Source organism: Azoarcus sp. L1K30, assembly GCF_018122735.1.
Lineage (GTDB): Bacteria > Pseudomonadota > Gammaproteobacteria > Burkholderiales > Rhodocyclaceae > Parazoarcus.
In genome coordinates this window covers 2029137-2047548 of sequence record NZ_JAGRRD010000001.1, presented here as the reverse complement: position 1 = coordinate 2047548, position 18412 = coordinate 2029137, and the positions used below count along the sequence as shown (strand labels likewise).

At 60.1% G+C, this 18412-nt stretch carries 19 protein-coding genes and 1 tRNA gene; 18 read left to right on the top strand and 2 right to left on the bottom strand.

Annotated elements, in window-relative coordinates; translation table 11 throughout:
* Window positions 1-16: 16 nt before the first annotated feature.
* From carB to J5J83_RS09300, 3 genes are read left to right on the top strand one after another with little or no spacing between them, the layout of a single operon-like run.
* Window positions 17-3244, top strand: coding sequence for a carbamoyl-phosphate synthase large subunit (gene carB / locus J5J83_RS09310; protein WP_212348307.1), 3228 nt, complete (start codon window positions 17-19; stop codon window positions 3242-3244).
* Window positions 3241-3717: a transcription elongation factor GreA gene (gene greA, locus J5J83_RS09305; protein WP_212348305.1), complete on the top strand. Its 477-nt coding sequence runs from the start codon at window positions 3241-3243 to the stop codon at window positions 3715-3717. The genes carB and greA overlap by 4 nt, the downstream gene beginning before the upstream one ends.
* Window positions 3718-3719: 2 nt before the next feature.
* Window positions 3720-4181, top strand: coding sequence for a DUF4149 domain-containing protein (locus tag J5J83_RS09300; protein ID WP_212348302.1), 462 nt, complete (start codon window positions 3720-3722; stop codon window positions 4179-4181).
* Between the two features lie 26 nt (window positions 4182-4207).
* Here the strand turns inward: J5J83_RS09300 and J5J83_RS09295 are convergent, their stop codons facing one another.
* Window positions 4208-4681 (bottom strand): YhbY family RNA-binding protein, encoded by a 474-nt coding sequence (locus J5J83_RS09295; RefSeq protein ID WP_212348299.1) that lies wholly within the window; start codon window positions 4679-4681, stop codon window positions 4208-4210.
* A gap of 39 nt (window positions 4682-4720) precedes the next feature.
* On the opposite strand from J5J83_RS09295, the gene J5J83_RS09290 reads away from it, so the two are divergent.
* The 8 genes from J5J83_RS09290 to pstB all read left to right on the top strand — a co-directional run bounded on the left by J5J83_RS09290 (window position 4721) and on the right by pstB (window position 13677).
* Window positions 4721-5341: an RlmE family RNA methyltransferase gene (locus J5J83_RS09290; protein WP_212348296.1), complete on the top strand. Its 621-nt coding sequence runs from the start codon at window positions 4721-4723 to the stop codon at window positions 5339-5341.
* 218 nt (window positions 5342-5559) lie between these two features.
* Window positions 5560-7452, top strand: a complete 1893-nt coding sequence (gene ftsH / locus J5J83_RS09285) for an ATP-dependent zinc metalloprotease FtsH (protein ID WP_212348293.1) — start codon at window positions 5560-5562, stop codon at window positions 7450-7452.
* Between the two features lie 89 nt (window positions 7453-7541).
* The gene (folP, locus tag J5J83_RS09280) at window positions 7542-8363 is read left to right on the top strand and encodes a dihydropteroate synthase (protein ID WP_212348290.1); all 822 of its coding nucleotides are present in this window, start codon (window positions 7542-7544) and stop codon (window positions 8361-8363) included.
* 30 nt (window positions 8364-8393) lie between these two features.
* Window positions 8394-9746 carry a phosphoglucosamine mutase gene (glmM, locus tag J5J83_RS09275; protein WP_212348287.1) on the top strand — a complete coding sequence of 451 codons (1353 nt, stop codon included), beginning with the start codon at window positions 8394-8396 and terminating at the stop codon, window positions 9744-9746.
* 170 nt (window positions 9747-9916) lie between these two features.
* Window positions 9917-10960 carry a phosphate ABC transporter substrate-binding protein PstS gene (pstS, locus tag J5J83_RS09270; RefSeq protein ID WP_212348284.1) on the top strand — a complete coding sequence of 348 codons (1044 nt, stop codon included), beginning with the start codon at window positions 9917-9919 and terminating at the stop codon, window positions 10958-10960.
* A 13-nt stretch (window positions 10961-10973) separates the two neighbouring features.
* Window positions 10974-12026: a phosphate ABC transporter permease PstC gene (gene pstC / locus J5J83_RS09265; RefSeq protein WP_349251877.1), complete on the top strand. Its 1053-nt coding sequence runs from the start codon at window positions 10974-10976 to the stop codon at window positions 12024-12026.
* Window positions 12027-12036: 10 nt separating this feature from the next.
* On the top strand, window positions 12037-12879 hold the full coding sequence (pstA, locus tag J5J83_RS09260; RefSeq protein ID WP_212348281.1) for a phosphate ABC transporter permease PstA: 843 nt from the start codon (window positions 12037-12039) through the stop codon (window positions 12877-12879).
* Between the two features lie 33 nt (window positions 12880-12912).
* Window positions 12913-13677 (top strand): phosphate ABC transporter ATP-binding protein PstB, encoded by a 765-nt coding sequence (gene pstB, locus J5J83_RS09255; RefSeq protein WP_212348278.1) that lies wholly within the window; start codon window positions 12913-12915, stop codon window positions 13675-13677.
* 51 nt (window positions 13678-13728) lie between these two features.
* Here pstB and J5J83_RS09250 read toward each other — a convergent pair whose 3' ends face one another.
* Complete coding sequence (locus J5J83_RS09250) at window positions 13729-13965, bottom strand: DUF2789 domain-containing protein (RefSeq protein ID WP_212348275.1); 237 nt, start codon at window positions 13963-13965, stop codon at window positions 13729-13731.
* Between the two features lie 302 nt (window positions 13966-14267).
* Here J5J83_RS09250 and tpiA point away from each other — a divergent pair, with 302 nt between their 5' ends.
* From tpiA to J5J83_RS09215, 7 genes are all read left to right on the top strand, one after another.
* A complete protein-coding gene (tpiA, locus tag J5J83_RS09245) occupies window positions 14268-15002 on the top strand; it encodes a triose-phosphate isomerase (protein WP_212348272.1) in 735 nt (244 codons plus the stop codon).
* A 37-nt stretch (window positions 15003-15039) separates the two neighbouring features.
* Window positions 15040-15402, top strand: coding sequence for a preprotein translocase subunit SecG (secG, locus tag J5J83_RS09240; protein ID WP_212348268.1), 363 nt, complete (start codon window positions 15040-15042; stop codon window positions 15400-15402).
* Between the two features lie 63 nt (window positions 15403-15465).
* A tRNA-Leu gene (locus tag J5J83_RS09235) sits at window positions 15466-15550 on the top strand.
* Between the two features lie 101 nt (window positions 15551-15651).
* On the top strand, window positions 15652-16026 hold the full coding sequence (gene ndhC / locus J5J83_RS09230) for an NADH-quinone oxidoreductase subunit A (RefSeq protein ID WP_212348265.1): 375 nt from the start codon (window positions 15652-15654) through the stop codon (window positions 16024-16026).
* A 3-nt stretch (window positions 16027-16029) separates the two neighbouring features.
* Window positions 16030-16506: an NADH-quinone oxidoreductase subunit B gene (locus J5J83_RS09225; protein ID WP_011765130.1), complete on the top strand. Its 477-nt coding sequence runs from the start codon at window positions 16030-16032 to the stop codon at window positions 16504-16506.
* A 14-nt stretch (window positions 16507-16520) separates the two neighbouring features.
* Window positions 16521-17126, top strand: a complete 606-nt coding sequence (locus tag J5J83_RS09220) for an NADH-quinone oxidoreductase subunit C (protein WP_212348262.1) — start codon at window positions 16521-16523, stop codon at window positions 17124-17126.
* Complete coding sequence (locus J5J83_RS09215; protein ID WP_212348259.1) at window positions 17119-18372, top strand: NADH-quinone oxidoreductase subunit D; 1254 nt, start codon at window positions 17119-17121, stop codon at window positions 18370-18372. The genes J5J83_RS09220 and J5J83_RS09215 overlap by 8 nt, the downstream gene beginning before the upstream one ends.
* Window positions 18373-18412 lie beyond the last annotated feature (40 nt).

The window sequence follows — 18412 nt, the reverse complement described above, 5'->3', positions numbered from 1 at the left end:
TTTCAGAGGCAACGCAATGCCCAAACGTACAGACATCAAGACCATCCTGATCATCGGTGCAGGTCCGATCATCATCGGGCAGGCGTGTGAGTTCGACTATTCCGGCGCGCAGGCCTGCAAGGCCCTGCGTGAGGAAGGCTACAAGGTCGTGCTGGTGAACTCCAACCCGGCAACGATCATGACCGACCCCGGTACCGCCGATGTGACCTACATTGAGCCCATTACCTGGCAGGTCGTCGAGCGCATCATCGAAAAAGAACGTCCCGATGCACTGCTGCCGACCATGGGCGGTCAGACGGCGCTCAATTGCGCACTCGATCTGGCCCGCCACGGCGTGCTCGCAAAATACGGCGTCGAGCTGATCGGTGCGTCCGAAGAGGCGATCGACAAGGCCGAGGACCGTCTCAAGTTCAAGGACGCAATGACCAAGATCGGTCTTGGTTCGGCGCGCTCGGGCATTGCCCACAGCATGGAAGAGGCGCTGCAGGTGCAGGGCGGAATCGGCTTCCCGGCGATCATCCGTCCCAGCTTCACGCTGGGTGGCACCGGCGGCGGTATCGCCTACAACATGGAAGAGTTTCACGAGATCTGCAAGCGCGGTCTCGAGGCCAGTCCGACTACCGAGTTGCTGATCGAAGAGTCTCTGCTGGGCTGGAAGGAATACGAGATGGAGGTCGTGCGTGACCGCGCCGACAACTGCATCATCGTGTGCTCCATCGAGAACCTCGACCCGATGGGTGTTCATACCGGTGATTCGATCACGGTCGCACCGGCGCAGACGCTCACCGACAAAGAGTACCAGATCCTGCGCAACGCATCGATCGCGGTGCTGCGCGAGATCGGCGTGGATACGGGGGGCTCGAACGTGCAGTTCGCGATCAACCCGGTCGACGGCCGCATGATCGTGATCGAGATGAACCCGCGTGTGTCACGTTCGTCCGCGTTGGCGTCGAAGGCTACCGGCTTCCCGATCGCCAAGGTCGCCGCCAAGCTCGCCGTGGGTTTCACGCTCGATGAGCTGAGCAACGACATTACCGGTGGCGCCACGCCAGCAGCATTCGAGCCGTCGATCGACTACGTGGTTACCAAGATTCCGCGCTTTGCCTTCGAGAAATTCCCGCAGGCCAATGATCGCCTGACCACGCAGATGAAGTCGGTGGGCGAGGTGATGGCCATGGGGCGCACCTTCCAGGAATCGTTCCAGAAGGCACTGCGTGGCCTCGAAGTCGGCGTGTACGGGCTGGACGAGGTCGAGGCCGATCGCGAAGATCTCGAGCACGAGCTCGCTTCGCCGGGACCGCAGCGTATCTGGTACGTCGGTCAGGCATTCCGCGAGGGGATGACGCAGGAGCAGGTGTTCAACCTGACCAAGATCGATCCGTGGTTTCTGGCGCAGATCGAAGACATCGTGCTGACTGAAAAGGCGTTGGTCGGTCGCTCTCTCAAGGCCATCCAGGCCGTCGAGATGCGTGAACTCAAGCGCAAGGGCTTCTCGGACCGGCGCATCGCCAAGCTGCTGGCCACCGACGAGACCGCGGTGCGGCTGCAGCGTCATACGCTGGGTGTGCGGCCGGTGTACAAGCGCGTCGATACCTGCGCGGCCGAGTTCGCGACGTCGACTGCCTACATGTACTCCTCGTATGAAGAGGAATGCGAATCGCGGCCGACCGAGAAGAAGAAGATCATGGTGCTGGGTGGTGGTCCCAACCGGATCGGCCAGGGCATCGAGTTCGACTACTGCTGCGTGCATGCGGCACTGGCGCTGCGTGAAGACGGGTACGAGACCATCATGGTCAACTGCAACCCGGAGACGGTGTCGACCGACTACGACACCTCGGATCGTCTGTATTTCGAGCCGATCACGCTCGAGGACATCCTCGAGATCGTGCATATCGAAAAGCCGGTGGGCGTGATCGTGCAGTTCGGTGGCCAGACGCCGCTGAAGAGGGCGCGGGCACTTGAAGCCAACGGTGTGCCGATCATCGGCACCAGCCCGGACATGATCGATGCGGCCGAAGACCGTGAGCGCTTTCAGAAGCTGCTGGTCGATCTTGGGCTGAAGCAGCCGCCCAACCGCACGGCGCGTACGCCGGAAGCCGCCGTTCGGCTGGCGGCCGAGATTGGCTATCCGCTGGTGGTGCGTCCGTCCTATGTGTTGGGCGGTCGCGCGATGGAAATCGTGCACGAGCAAAAGGACCTCGAGCGCTACATGCGTGAAGCGGTCAAGGTGTCGAACGAGTCACCCGTGCTGCTCGATCGCTTCCTCAACGACGCCACCGAGGTCGACGTCGATGCGCTGTCCGACGGTCATCAAGTGATTATCGGCGGCATCATGGAACATATTGAGCAGGCGGGCGTGCATTCTGGTGACTCGGCCTGCTCGCTGCCGCCCTATACCTTGTCGGCCAAGCTGCAGGACGAACTGCGGCGCCAGACCGAAGCGATGGCGCGCGCGCTCAATGTTGTCGGGCTGATGAACGTGCAGTTCGCGATTCAGGGCGAAGGCGACAACGCAGTTGTCTATGTCCTCGAAGTGAACCCGCGCGCCTCGCGCACCGTGCCCTTCGTCTCAAAGGCCTGCTCGCTGCCGCTGGCAAAGATCGCCGCGCGCTGCATGGCCGGCCAGAGTCTCGCCAGCCAAGGCGTGACCGGCGAGATCGTGCCGCCCTATTACTCGGTGAAGGAGGCGGTGTTCCCCTTCGTCAAGTTCCCCGGTGTCGATACGATTCTCGGGCCGGAAATGAAGTCGACGGGCGAGGTGATGGGCGTCGGCCGCAGCTTTGCCGAAGCCTTCATCAAGAGCCAGCTGGGTGCCGGCGTGCGTCTGCCGACCTCGGGCACCGCCTTCATCAGCGTCAAGCCGACGGACCGCGGTGCGGCAGTCGAGGTGGCTAAGGAGTTGCACGAACTGGGCTTCTCGCTGGTGGCGACGCGCGGCACCGGTGGCGTGATCGAAGCGGCGGGCATTCCGGTTGCGCTGGTGAACAAGGTCAATGAGGGGCGTCCGCACATCGTCGACATGATCAAGAACGAGGAAGTCGTGCTCGTGATCAACACCGTTGAAGAGAAGCGTCAGGCGATCACCGATTCGCGCTCCATCCGGACCAGTGCGCTGGCCGCCAAGGCGAGCGTATTCACGACTATCGAAGGTGCCCGTGCGGCATGCATGGGATTGCGCCATCTGGCGGGTCTCGAGGTCTATGCCGTGCAGGAACTGCACGCCGAACTGAATCAAGGCAAATGAACAAGACTCCACTGACCGTTGCCGGCGCCGAGGCATTGCGCGCCGAGCTCCATCGTTTGAAGACGGTGGAGCGGCCCAATGTCATCGCTGCGATCGCCGAAGCGCGATCGCATGGTGATTTGTCCGAAAATGCAGAATACGATGCCGCCAAGGAGCGGCAGGGCTTTGTCGAAGGCCGCATCATGGAGGTCGAGAGCAAATTGTCGAATGCGCAGATCATCGACCCCAAGCTGCTCGATGCGGATGGCCGCTGCGTTTTCGGTTCGACCGTGACCCTTGAAGACATGGATACCGGCAAGACCATCACCTACCAGATCGTGGGTGACGACGAGGCCGACATCAAGCTCAACAAGATCTCGGTCAGTTCGCCCATTGCCCGCGCGCTGATCGGAAAGTTTGCCGGTGACGTGGCCGAGGTTCAGGCCCCGGGCGGCGTTCGCGAACTCGAGATCATCGACGTCAGCTACATCTGAGCATGCGCCGACTCGCGGACCATCTGGTCGTCGTGCTGGTCGCCTTGTGGATCGGCGCGCTATGGGTGGTCGGCTATGTCGTCGCGCCCACCCTGTTTGCGATGCTCCCCGATCGTGCGCTGGCGGGCAACGTTGCGGGTCGGCTCTTTACGCTGGTGGCGTGGATCGGGATGGGGGTGGCGGGATATCTTCTGCTCTATCTTGCCGCGCGCCTGGGGTGGGGCGCGTTCCGCAACAGGGTGTTCTGGATCGTTCTGATCCTGCTCGCGTGCACCGTGGCAGGCCAGTTCGGTATCCAGCCGCTGATGGCCGAGCTGAAATCCAGCGCTTGGCCGCGCGACGTCATGAACAGCATGATGCGTGACCGCTTTGCCACCTGGCACGGTGTTTCGAGCGTTCTCTACCTCGTGCAGAGTCTGCTGGGTATCGTGCTCGTTACCGGTGTGAACCGCGTCCTGCGCTGATGTGCAGCACGCGGATCAGGGAGCGTTCAGCGTCCGCGTCCGGAACCGGTCGTACTCGGCGCCCTGCCTCTTGCCGGCGCGCTGCGCGATGCGCTGCGACGCTTGTCTGCAGCGGCCTTTGCCAGCGCAGCACGGCGCGCAGCGGCCGCGAAAGCGGCTGCCGATTTTGCCGTGGCCGCGCCCGCAGCGCGTTTTGCGGCGGCGGGGGCGGCAGCCTTCTTCTCTGCCTCGCGGCGCTGGCGCCAGACGATGAGGATGTTGCCGATATGCTGGACTGGCGACGCCTCGAGACTGGCGCACAATTCCTCCATCAAGGCATCGCGCTCGGTGCGTTCGGTGCCCTGCACACGAACCTTGATCAGTTCGTGCGCCTGCAGCGAACGATCGATTTCGGCAATCACGCCAGGGGTCAGGCCGTTGCCGGCGATCGTGACGACAGGACTCAGATGGTGCGCGCGTGCGCGAAAATCGCGACGCTGTGCGGGCGTTAGCTCGTTCATTGACATTTATTACCTCTTTGGGCCCCGGATTTTACTCTCATGAAGCGAAACAAGACCAGCAAAGCGTGGCTGCACGAACACTTGAACGATCCCTATGTGTTGCGTGCCAACGCCGAAGGCTACCGGGCTCGCGCTGCATACAAATTGATGGAGATCGACGATCGCGATCATGTGCTGAGGCGGGGAAACGTGGTGGTGGACCTGGGCGTTGCACCCGGTTCCTGGAGTCAGCTGGCAGTGCAACGTTGCGGCCCCACCGGACGCGTGTTCGGCCTCGACCTGTTGCCCATCGAGCCCTTGCATGGTGTCGATTTCCTGCTGGGTGATTTTTCCGACGATGCGGTACTGGCCGAGCTTGAAAGACGCCTCGATGGTGCCCATGTAGACGTGGTGCTGTCAGACATGGCGCCGAATCTTTCTGGCGTCGCAACGGTGGATCAGGCGCGATCCATCATGCTGTGCGAACTGGCGCTCGATTTTGCCGTCAACCACCTGAATGCTTCAGGCTACTTCCTGGTCAAGGTGTTTCAAGGGGAGGGGTTCATGGCGTTTCGCAAGGAGATGGAGCGGTGTTTCGAGTCCGTGCAGGTGCGAAAACCGAAGGCATCCAGGGATCGAAGCGCCGAGGTCTACCTTCTGGCGACCAAGTTGCGGCAGTGAGCCACCTTAACGTGGTACGGGTAACGGCCCGCACATGACGCACTTTTGCAGGTGTGAATTCGGGTTCGAAGGAGAATGCGGCGGCGCGAGCCGGCCGGTGACGGGGAAATCCATTCAATAGCGGCGATCAATGCCGCTCATGGTTTGCTGGCGGGAACGTTCGCCACTAGAATGAGTCATTAGTTTGCACGCCCATTACGGGCTTTCGGGGTAAGACGTTGAACAATCTCTTCAAGAATCTCGCGATCTGGATGGTCATCGGTGTTGTGTTGATGACCGTGTTCAACCAGTTCAACACGCGACAGGCTGCGCCGAACACCATGGAGTACTCCCAGTTCATGGAGGAGGCGAAGTCCGGACGTATCGCCAAGGCGACGGTGGACGGTCGTTTGCTGCGTGCAACGACACAGGATGGTCGCTCGATTACGGTGTATACCCCTGGTGTGCAGGATATCTGGATGGTGTCTGACCTGATGCGTTACGGCGTCGCGGTGACGGCATCCAAGCCCGAGGAAGAGCAGTCCTTCCTGTCGAGCATCTTCGTGTCCTGGTTCCCGATGTTGTTGCTGATCGGAGTGTGGATCTTCTTCATGCGCCAGATGCAGGGGGGCGGCAAGGGCGGGGCGTTCTCTTTTGGCAAGAGCAAGGCCAGGATGCTGGACGAATCGGCCAACTCGATAACGTTTGCCGACGTCGCTGGCTGCGATGAGGCCAAGGAAGAGGTGTTCGAGCTCGTCGAATTCCTCCGTGATCCATCCAAGTTCCAGAAGCTCGGCGGTCGCATTCCGAAGGGCGTGCTGATGGTTGGCTCGCCGGGTACCGGCAAGACCCTGCTCGCCAAGGCGATTGCCGGCGAGGCGAAGGTGCCGTTCTTCTCGATCTCGGGTTCGGATTTCGTCGAGATGTTCGTCGGCGTGGGTGCAGCCCGCGTGCGCGATATGTTCGAACAGGCCAAGAAACACGCGCCCTGCATCATCTTCATCGATGAAATCGATGCGGTCGGCCGCCAGCGCGGCGCCGGTATGGGTGGCGGCAATGACGAGCGTGAGCAGACGCTGAACCAGTTGCTGGTCGAGATGGACGGTTTCGAGGGGCAGGCGGGCGTCATCGTGGTGGCGGCAACCAACCGTCCTGACGTGCTCGATCCTGCTCTGCTGCGCCCGGGGCGCTTCGATCGCCAGGTCGTGGTGGCGCTGCCGGATATTCGTGGCCGCGAGCAGATCCTCAAGGTGCACATGCGCAAGGTGCCGATTGCCCCCGATGTCGAGCCGCAGGTGCTCGCGCGCGGCACGCCTGGTTTTGCCGGAGCGGATCTGGCCAACCTTGTCAATGAGGCGGCCCTGTTTGCTGCGCGCAGCAACAAGCGTCTGGTCGACATGGAGGATTTCGAGCGCGCCAAGGACAAGATCATGATGGGTGCCGAGCGCCGCTCGGTGGTGATGCCGGAAGAAGAGCGTCGCAATACCGCCTATCACGAGTCGGGCCATGCAGTGGTCGCACGTCTTCTCGACAAGACCGACCCGGTGCATAAGGTCACCATCATTCCGCGTGGCCGGGCGCTGGGCGTAACCATGCAGTTGCCCACTGAAGACCGCTACAGCCAGGATCGCGAACGCCTGTTGCAGACCATCACTGTGCTGTTTGGCGGACGAATCGCGGAAGAGCTGTTCATGAAGCAGATGACGACAGGCGCATCGAACGACTTTCAGCGTGCAACCGATCTCGCCCGTCGCATGGTGACGCAATGGGGCATGTCGGATTCGCTGGGTCCCATGGTATATGGTGAGGAAGAGGGCGAGATTTTCCTTGGTCGTCAGGTCACGACACACCGTAACGTTTCCGAGGCGACCATGCAGAAAGTCGATGCGGAGATTCGTCGCATTGTCGATCAGCAGTATGCGCTGGCTCGTCGTCTGCTCGAGGAGAACCGCGACAAGGTGGAGAGCATGACCGCGGCACTGCTGGAAATGGAAACGATCGACGCAGACCAGATCAACGACATCATGGAAGGCCGGCCGCCGCGTCCGCCCAAGCCTGCACCGGCGCCGCGTGCGCGCTCGTCGGACGATACGCCCGGCGCTGCTCCCACGGCGGCTGCACCTGCCGCCTGACGACTGTTTTTGCTGATTGAATCGACGGGCCGGATTTCCGGCCCGTTTTCTTTGCTGCCACATCTGCGCAGCGCTGTTGGAGACATTGCATGAGTTCGCTCGTCTGTGGCCGTTTTGCGCTCGATCTTGCAACGCCGAAGATCATGGCTATCGTCAATCTCACGTCCGATTCCTTTTCGGGTGACGGACTCGACGCCGACCTCGGGGCGGTGCTGGCGAGAGCCGAGAAAGCATTGAAGGAGGGGGCCGACCTGCTCGACCTCGGCGCGGAATCGACTCGCCCCGGTGCGGAACCGGTGAGTGAACAGCAGGAACTGGACGCGCTGTTGCCCGTCGTTGAGGAGCTCGTCAGCTGGAATGTTCCGATATCGGTAGACACGCTGAAGCCTGGCGTGATGCGCGCCGTTCTGCGGGCCGGGGCCGACATGATCAACGATGTCAACGGCTTTCGCGCCGAAGGTGCCGTCGAGGCCGTTCGCGGCGGCGATGCGGCACTGTGTGTGATGCACATGCTGGGCGAGCCACGCACGATGCAGCGCAGTCCGGTCTACGGCGATGTGGTGAGCGAAGTCGCCAGCTTTCTCGACGAACGGGTGGCTGTACTTGAGGCGGTCGGCGTAAGCAGATCGCGAATCGTGCTCGATCCCGGGTTCGGTTTCGGCAAGAGCGTGGAGCACAACTGCACCCTGCTTAGGGAGTTGATGCGATTCTCGGATAGTGGTTTGCCGCTGCTGGCCGGACTCTCGCGCAAGTCGGTGCTGGGCGCCATTACCGGGCAACCGGTCGATCAGCGCGTCCACGCCAGTGTGACCGCTGCACTGATTGCGATACAGCGGGGTGCCGCTATCGTACGTGTTCACGACGTCGGTCCGACCCGGGATGCGCTCAATGTGTGGCGAGCGGTGTCATAATCCCTCCCTTTAGATCTGGGTGGGGACAGCATGGGGCGCAAGTATTTCGGTACCGACGGTGTGCGGGGGTGTGTGGGTGAGTTGCCGATCACGCCCGAGTTCGTGATGCGTCTCGGATACGCGGCGGGCGTGTCCCTGGTGGCACGTGAGCATCTGCCTGCCGGGGAGCGGCCTGCGATCCTCATCGGAAAGGACACCCGGATATCGGGCTACATGCTCGAAGCGGCGCTGGAAGCCGGATTTGCCGCAGCCGGCGTCGATGTCATGCTTGCCGGCCCCATTCCAACGCCTGCTGTGGCCTACCTGACGCGGGCCTTGCGTCTTCAGGCCGGCGTGGTCATCTCGGCCTCGCATAACCCGTTCTTCGACAACGGGATCAAGTTCTTCTCGGCTGGTGGCACCAAACTTCCCGATGCGATCGAGGCCGAGATCGAGGCGCATCTGGAAGAGCCGATGGGGTGTGTGGAGTCCGCCCGTCTCGGTCGTGCGCGCCGAATCAACGATGCAGCCGGGCGCTATATTGAATTCTGCAAGAGCACCTTTCCGACGGAGCTCGACCTGCGCGGACTGAAGATTGCGCTCGACTGCGCGCATGGCGCCGCCTACAACATCGCCCCGAGCGTGTTTCACGAGTTGGGTGCCGAGGTCATTCCGGTTGGCGTCGAGCCCAACGGGCTCAACATCAATGATGGCGTTGGGGCGACTCGGCCGGAGCATCTTCGTCAGGCCGTTTTGACGCACGGTGCCGACATCGGCATTGCCCTCGATGGCGACGGTGATCGGCTGATCATGGTTGATCGTCAGGGCGACATCTATGACGGCGACAAGCTGATCTATGTCATTGCTGCCGCGCGCACCGCTGTTGGCAGGCTGGATGGCGTAGTCGGGACGCTGATGAGTAATCTGGGTTTTGAGCACGCCGTCGGTCGTCTGGGAGTGCCTTTCGCCAGAGCAAATGTGGGCGACCGCTACGTGCTCGAACTGCTGCATGAGAAGGGCTGGAAGCTCGGTGGTGAGAATTCCGGCCACATCATCTGCCTCGACTGTCATACCACCGGAGATGCGATCGTATCCGCACTGCAGGTGCTGGCCGCGCTCAAGCAGCGCGACATGACGCTTGCCGAGTGCTGCGAGGATCTGGTGTTCTATCCGCAGCGGCTGATCAATGTTCGATTGCCCTCGGGCTTCGACTGGCAGGCCGATGAGGGAATCGCGGTTGCGAAGTCGGAAGCGGAGCATGCGCTTGGCGATGGCGGTCGCGTGTTGCTGAGACCGTCCGGGACGGAACCGTTGCTGCGGGTCATGGTGGAGGGGCGCGATCTGTCCCAGGTCGATCAGTTGGCGCGGAGGATTGCTCAAGCCGTTGAGCAGGCGGTGGGCTGAGCATCGTCCGGATGATTTGCGCTGTCATCTTGTGTTTTTCTCAAGATCTTGATTTTAAAATTTAAAATTTGGATTCGGCGCGTCGGCGGTGATTACGTAAAAAGACATGAAATGTGTTTGTAACAGTCACTTGTTACCTTACGGCTTCAGCTTTCAAACAAGAGGTAGTCATGATCCGCGTATCGACCAAGCTCGTTGTCCTTGCATGCTCTGCAGCCATTTTCTCCATGGGCGCGCAGGCCGCCGAAGTTACCGGTGCCGGTGCTTCCTTCCCCGCGCCGGTGTATTCGAAGTGGGCTGATGCCTACCAGAAGGCAACCGGCAACAAGGTTAACTACCAGTCGATCGGTTCGAGCGGCGGCATTCGCCAGATCACCGCTAAGACGGTTGATTTCGGTGCTTCCGACAAGCCGCTGACGCCGGAAGAGCTTGCCAAGGACGGCCTTCAGCAGTTCCCCACCGTAATTGGTGGCGTGGTGCCGGTGGTGAATCTGGCGGGCGTGAAGCCGGGTGAAATGAAACTGACTGGCGAGATGCTGGCCGATATCTATGCGGGCAAGATCGTCAAGTGGAATGACAAGGCGATTGTCGCGCTGAACCCCGGCTTGAACCTGCCTGACCAGGACATCGGTGTTGTGCGTCGCGCTGACGGTTCGGGTACGACCTTCATCTTCACCAACTATCTGTCCAAGGTGTCTGCCAACTGGAAGGAGAAGATCGGTGAAGGCTCTGCCGTGCAGTGGCCGGTCGGTCTGGGCGGCAAAGGCAACGAAGGGGTGTCCGCATTCGTTCAGCGCCTGCCGGGCTCGATCGGTTATGTCGAGTACTCCTACGCCAAGCAGAACAAGCTGACCCACACCCTGTTGCAGAACAAGGAAGGTGTGTTCGTCGGTCCGACCGACGAAGCCTTTGCCGCTGCCGCTGCCAGTGCGGACTGGAGCAAGGCCGAGTTCTATGAAATCCTGACCAATGAACCGGGCAAGGCTTCGTGGCCGATCACCGGCGCCACCTTCATTCTGATGCACAAGCTTCAGGACAAGCCGCAGCAGGCTGCCGAATCGCTCAAGTTCTTCGAATGGGCATACGCGAATGGCGCCACAATGGCCGCCGAGCTTGATTATGTGCCGCTGCCGGCTGAAACTATCAAGTTGATCAAGTCTTCCTGGGGCATGATGAAGGACGCCTCGGGCAAGACCGTGTATTCCGGCAAATAAGCGGAGCGCATCGGTGCATCGCTCAACTGAGCAACCAAAGGCCCCTGGGGCCTTTGGCCTGGGTTCCGCGGGTGGCGATGCGGCCGCCCTTTCGGGTGTCAGCATGTCTTCGAAAGAATTCAGTTCCTCTTCCTGGAAGAAGCTGGGTGACCGACTTTTCGCGTTCTCAGCGCGTTCTTTCGCCATCTTGGCCCTGATTCTGCTCGTCGGAATCATCATTTCACTGATCTACGAATCTTGGCCGAGCATTCGCACGTTCGGAATCGGCTTCGTCTTCTCCACCGATTGGGATCCCCCGATGGAGAAGTTCGGTGCGCTCATTCCGGTCTATGGCACTTTGGTGACGTCGGCCATCGCGCTGTTGATTGCGGTGCCGGTAAGTTTTGGTATTGCGCTGTTCCTGACCGAGCTGTCGCCGGTCTGGCTGCGACGCCCCCTTGGCGTCGCGATCGAATTGCTCGCAGCCATCCCCAGTATTGTCTATGGCATGTGGGGCTTGCTGGTATTTGCGCCCATCTTCGCCAAGTATGGTCAGCCGCTGCTGAGCGCCACGCTCGGGAAACTGCCGTTCATCGGGGCGCTCTTTTCCGGCCCGCCCATTGGCATCGGTCTGCTGTCTGCGGGGATCATCCTCGCAATCATGATCATTCCCTACATCGCCTCGGTCATGCGCGACGTATTCGATGTCACGCCGCCCATGCTGAAGGAGTCAGCCTACGGGGTGGGATGTACCACATGGGAAGTGATGTGGGGCGTCGTACTCCCCTACACCAAGACGGGCGTGATTGGCGGTGTGATGCTCGGTCTGGGGCGCGCGCTGGGAGAAACCATGGCGGTCACCTTCGTCATCGGTAATACCAACTTCCTCAATTCTGTGTCTTTGTTCGATCCCGGAAACAGCATCACGTCCGCGCTGGCGAACGAATTCGCCGAGGCTGACCCCGGACTCCATACCGCTGCATTGATGGAACTGGGTCTTATTCTGTTCGTGATCACGATGATCGTTCTCGTGATATCGAAGCTGCTCCTGCTCCGTCTCGCCAAGGGCGAGGGTGCGAAGAGTTGATAGGCAAATCATGAACCTGCTCACTAGACGGAAACTGGTCAACAAGTTTGCCCTCGGCCTGTCCATGATGGCCATGCTGTTCGGCCTGGTCTGGCTGATCTGGATTCTCTTCACGGTGTTCAAGCTGGGTGTCTCGGGCTTGTCCGTCACGTTGTTTACAGACATGACGCCGCCACCGGGCGATGATGTGGGTGGATTGCTCAATGCCATCGTCGGCAGTCTGATCATGGTGGGTCTGGCGACACTGATCGGCACGCCCATCGGCGTCCTGGCTGGGGTATATCTCGCCGAATATGGGCGTTTCACGCTGTTGGGCAGTGCAACCCGCTTCATCAACGATCTGCTGCTGTCGGCGCCGTCGATCGTGATCGGTCTCTTCGTGTATGCCGTGGTGGTTGCGCAGACGGGGAAATTCTCCGGGTGGTCGGGTGTGATTGCGCTCGCGCTGATCGTGTTGCCGGTTGTCGTTCGCACAACCGAGAACATGCTGCAGCTCGTGCCCGACACCTTGCGCGAGGCCGCCTTTGCGTTGGGGGCCCCCAAGAGCGTGATGATCTCCAAGGTGACGCTGCGTGCAGCACGCGCAGGGGTGCTGACTGGGGTGCTGTTGGCGGTGGCTCGGATTGCCGGCGAAACCGCACCGCTGCTTTTCACCGCGCTGTCGAATCAGTTCTGGTCGCTCGACATGAACAGCCCGATGGCTAATCTCCCGGTGACGATTTACAAGTTCGCGATGAGTCCGTTCTCCAATTGGCAGGATCTTGCCTGGTCCGGTGTGTTCCTGATTACGCTCGGCGTGCTGGCGCTGAACATCCTTGCTCGCGTATTCCTGCGGGTGGAAAAGATCAACTGAGGCTCGTTGTCGAGCCAACGATTCGAGATGACTATGGAAATCACCGACGCACAAATCGAGTTCAAGGATTTCAATTTCTACTACGGCAAGTTTCACGCGCTGAAGAACATCAACTTCAAGATGGCGCGGCACAAAGTGACGGCCTTTATCGGTCCCTCGGGCTGCGGCAAGTCTACCTTGCTGCGCACCATCAACCGGATGTACGACCTCTATCCCGATCAGCGTGCCGAGGGCGGATTGCTGTTTGACGGCAAGAATCTGCTCGACTCCAGCATCGATGTCAGCGTGCTACGTGCCAAGATCGGCATGGTTTTCCAGAAGCCGACGCCGTTTCCTATGTCGATCTATGACAACATTGCCTTCGGCGTGAAGCTGCACGAGAAGCTGTCCGTGGCTGAAATGGACGATCGTGTGGAGTGGGCGCTGCGCAAGGCTGCACTGTGGGATGAGGTCAAGAGCAAGCTCCACCAGAGCGGGATGAGCCTGTCCGGCGGCCAGCAGCAGCGTCTGTGCATTGCACGCGGTATCGCGGTCAAGCCGCAGGTGATCCTGCTCGACGAACCCACATCGGCACTGGACCCGATATCCACGTCGCGGATCGAGGAGCTCATCGGTGAACTCAAGGATGAGTTCACCATCGTCATCGTGACCCACAACATGCAGCAGGCGGCGCGCATCTCGGACTATACCGCCTACATGTACCTGGGCGAGATGATGGAATTTGGTGTGACGGACGAACTCTTCCTGAAGCCAAAAAGGAAGGAGACCGAAGACTACATCACTGGCCGCTTTGGTTGATGCGATGACGATACGGGGCCATGCGCCCCGTTCCTGATGCGCCTTCGCCGATCAATCGGCACGGAGCGCTGCATCGAGTTGATCGACGATCTCGGCCCAGTCCGCGTCTTCGAGCAGTTCCTCGCGAATGAAGCTTGCCTGCGCCTCATTCCAGAACGGCGCGTCGGCCAGCTTGATATCGTCCGGAAGCGGACGATGGTCCTGAATGAAGGACGCAATGGCCGCGTTGTCGCTCGCAAGCCCCAGCTGCTTGAACAGATCCGTGAACAAGTGAACCGGATTTTCCATTTCAAGACCCCCTTGTAATCGAGCGAACCAATCGAGCCGTAGAGCTCACGTTCGGCTGACGGTCAGCCATTTCGCCTCCAGGAACCGAGCTGAAAGGTGTCCCGCTCATTTGAGACCTTCCACGACAAGGCATACTGTACGCTGCGGCGCAGCGGATGTGAATGATGGCCTGGTATCTACGTGCGTGGATAGGGGGCATTCGTTCCTGTCTGCTTGCGCACGCAGGACCTCCCGGGCGGAAGACTTTGCACGGTGAGCCCGCCACGGCATATAATCCCCCGATTTATCGGACGGCTTTCGGCATGTCGAAGAAACTGGTTGCCGGTAACTGGAAACTGAACGGCAGTCTTCAGGCAAACGATCAACTGCTCGATGCATCCGTTGCGGTTCCAGGTGTCGACATGGCTGTATGTGTCCCGTTTCCCTATCTGGCGCAGGCGCAATCACGGTTGGTTGGCGTTGCGCTGGGGGCGCAGAATGTCAGCGAGTATGACGCTGGCGCTTATACGGGTGAAGTCAGTGCCACCATGCTTGCCGATTTCGGTTGCCGCTATGTGATCGTCGGTCACTCCGAGCGGCGGGCGCTGTTTGGCGAAGATGACGCGATGGTGGGGCGCAAGGCGCTTGCCGCGCAGCGCAAGGGTATCGTGCCGATCGTCTGCGTCGGAGAGTCGCTCGATGAGCGCAAGGCCGGGCTCGCGATGAGCGTCGTAGGCAGGCAGCTGGCGGCGGTGCTCGAGGTTGCTGGTGCGGACGCGGTCGGGCGCATGGTGCTGGCTTATGAGCCGGTTTGGGCGATTGGAACCGGGCTTTCCGCGACGCCAGCGCAGGTGGGCGAAGTGCATGCAGGCTTGCGCGCCTGGTTGAATGCGCATGGTGTGGCGGCGAGTGGCGTTCGCATTCTCTATGGTGGAAGCGTCAAGCCCGACAATGCGACGGAGCTGTTTGCGGTGCCGGATGTTGATGGCGGGTTGATCGGTGGCGCTTCGCTGGTGGCGGATGATTTTCTGGCCATCTGCCGTGCGGCAGTGGCTTAACAAGAATTGGTGTGTGATTTTTTCAAGGTCTGCAGTCATGGGTAATATGGTTTTTTCTCTGGTTCTGACGGTTCATGTGCTGGTCGGCCTCGGTGTGATCGGCCTTGTGCTGATGCAGCATGGCAAGGGTGCCGATGCGGGTGCTGCGTTCGGTGGCGGGTCGTCAGGCAGCTTGTTCGGTTCCTCGGGTTCGGCCAACTTCCTGAGTCGTACCACCGCCGCCCTGGCGACGGTTTTCTTCATCACCAGTCTGAGCTTGAGTTACCTTGCCAGCAAGAAGCCGGAGGCGCCCGCCAGCGTCATGGACGGGGTGGTGCAGACCGTGCCCGCGGGCGAGGCTGCGGCGCCTGCGGCAGCCGCGCCGGCTGACGATTCCAAGGCTCAGGCGATCCCCAAGTAAGTAGTAGCAGCACTTTGCGCAGTGCGCAAAATACCGTATAATTTCGCTGCTCTGACGAGCGCAGCCGACGTGGTGAAATTGGTAGACACGCTATCTTGAGGGGGTAGTGGCGAAAGCCGTGTGAGTTCGAGTCTCACCGTCGGCACCAGAATACAGAGAGCGCCCGCACAAGCGGGCGTTTCCATGAAGGGCAGCAAAAACAATAACAGTGGCAACAAGTTGCCAATACTCAATAGGGGTCATTGAGTCATGCTGGAAAATTATTTTCCCGTTCTGCTGTTCATTTTGGTGGGGCTTGGTTTCGGGGTCGTTCCCGTGCTGCTGGGCCGCATCATTGCCCCATACCGTCCCGACAGTGAAAAACTGTCTCCATACGAGTGCGGATTCGAGGCGTTTGAAGACGCCCGGATGAAGTTTGACGTCCGCTACTATCTGATTGCCATTCTCTTCATTCTGTTCGACCTCGAGATCGCCTTCCTCTTCCCGTGGGCAACGGTCTTTCAGGAATTCATTGCTGCCGGCGAAATAGCCTGGTTTGTCTTTGGTTCGGTGATGGTGTTTCTGGCCATTCTCGTTATCGGCTATATCGTCGAGTGGAAAAACGGCGCACTCGATTGGGAGTAAGACATGAGTATTGAGGGCGTCTTTCGCGAAGGGTTTGTCACCACTTCGCTCGATGCAGTCATCAACTGGACGCGGACTGGTTCGTTGTGGCCCATGACCTTTGGTCTGGCGTGCTGTGCGGTCGAGATGATCCACGCCGGTTGTTCCCGCTACGATCTTGATCGCTTCGGTGTGGTGTTCCGTCCCAGTCCGCGGCAGTCGGATCTGATGATTGTTGCCGGCACGCTGTGCAACAAGATGGCGCCGGCGCTGCGCAAGGTGTATGACCAGATGGCCGAGCCGCGGTGGGTAATCTCGATGGGTTCGTGTGCCAACGGTGGTGGCTATTACCACTACTCCTACTCGGTCGTGCGCGGGTGTGATCGCATCGTGCCAGTGGATGTCTATGTTCCGGGCTGTCCTCCGACGGCCGAGGCGCTGCTCTACGGCATCATTCAGCTTCAGAATAAGATCAAGCGCACCAATACGATTGCGCGTTGACGAGGCTCCAGTACATGAGTTCCAAGCTTGAACGTCTGAGCCAGATGCTGCAGGAAGTTTTCGGCGATACGCTGCAGTCTCTGGTGGTCGATCGCGGGGAAGTCACCATCGAGGTGGCGGCCGCAGATTATCTTCGCGTGGCTGCCGTTCTCCGCGACAACCAGGATCTGCATTTCGAGCAGTTGCTCGATGTGTCAGGCTTGGACTATTCGACATACGGAAACGGGGGCTGGACCGGTCGTCGGTTTGCGTCCGCTGCGCATCTGATGTCCATTCGCCATAACTGGCGGCTGCGTCTGCGTGTCTTTGCAGAGGACGACGGCTTTCCGGTGCTCGATTCCCTTTGCGATCTGTGGGCGAGTGCGAACTGGTTTGAGCGCGAAGCTTTCGATTTGTACGGCATCATGTACGCGGGGCATCCGGATCTGCGTCGAATCCTGACGGATTACGGCTTTGTCGGCCATCCCTTCCGCAAGGATTTTCCGATTTCCGGCTATGTCGAGATGCGTTACGACCCTGAGCAGGGGCGAGTCGTCTATCAGCCGGTAAGCATCGAGCCGCGCGAAAACACGCCGCGCATCGTGCGCGAGGAAAGCTACGGGGATGTAGGTCATGGCTGAGATTCGCAACTATACGATCAACTTTGGCCCGCAACATCCGTCGGCGCACGGTGTGCTGCGTCTGGTGCTGGAGCTCGACGGGGAAGTCGTCGAGCGTGCCGATCCGCATATCGGCCTGCTTCATCGTGGTACCGAAAAGCTTGCCGAGACGCGCACCTGGGTGCAGTCGGTGCCCTATATGGACCGCCTCGACTACGTGTCGATGATGTGCAACGAGCATGCCTATTGCATGGCGATCGAACGCCTGCTCGGGGTCGAAGTGCCGCTTCGGGCGCAGTACATCCGCGTCATGTTCGACGAGATTACGCGTGTCCTGAATCACCTGCTCAACATCGGTACGCATGCGCTCGACATCGGTGCAATGACGATGGTGCTGTACACCTTCCGCGAACGCGAAGACCTCATGGATGCTTACGAGGCGGTGTCCGGCGCGCGTATGCATGCAGCCTACTATCGTCCGGGCGGGGTGTACCGTGATCTGCCCGATCGTATGCCGCAGTATCAGGCGAACAAGTTCAAGAACGCCAGTGCGATCAAGGATCTGAATGCAAATCGGCAGGGCTCGCTGCTCGATTTTCTCGAGGATTTCACCGACCGGTTTCCGCGCTATTGCGACGAATACGAGACCCTGCTGACCGACAACCGGATCTGGAAGCAGCGTACGGTTGGCATCGGGGTCGTGTCTCCCGAGCAGGCACTGACATGGGGCTTTTCCGGTCCCATGCTGCGCGGGTCGGGCATTGCCTGGGACTTGCGCAAGAAGCAGCCGTACGAAGTGTACGACCGCGTCGATTTCGACATTCCCGTGGGCAAGAACGGTGACTGCTACGACCGTTACCTTTGCCGCATGGAAGAAATGCGTCAGTCCAACCGCATCATCCGCCAGTGCATCGATTGGTTGCGCAAGAACCCCGGACCGGTCATCACCGACAACCACAAGGTTGCGCCGCCGTCGCGTCAGAACATGAAGGCCAACATGGAAGAGCTGATTCACCACTTCAAGCTCTTCACCGAAGGTATGCATGTTCCGAAGGGTGAAGTCTACGCCGCAGTCGAGCATCCAAAGGGTGAGTTCGGCGTCTATGCAGTCTCCGATGGTGCCAACAAGCCGTATCGGCTGAAGCTGCGCGCCCCGGGTTTCGCCCATCTTGCGGCAATGGATGAATTGACGCGCGGTCACATGATTGCCGACGTGGTCGCCATCATCGGCACCATGGACGTGGTCTTCGGCGAGATCGACAGGTGAGCGCACTCATGGCGCGTACATGGGTATCACAGAAAACACG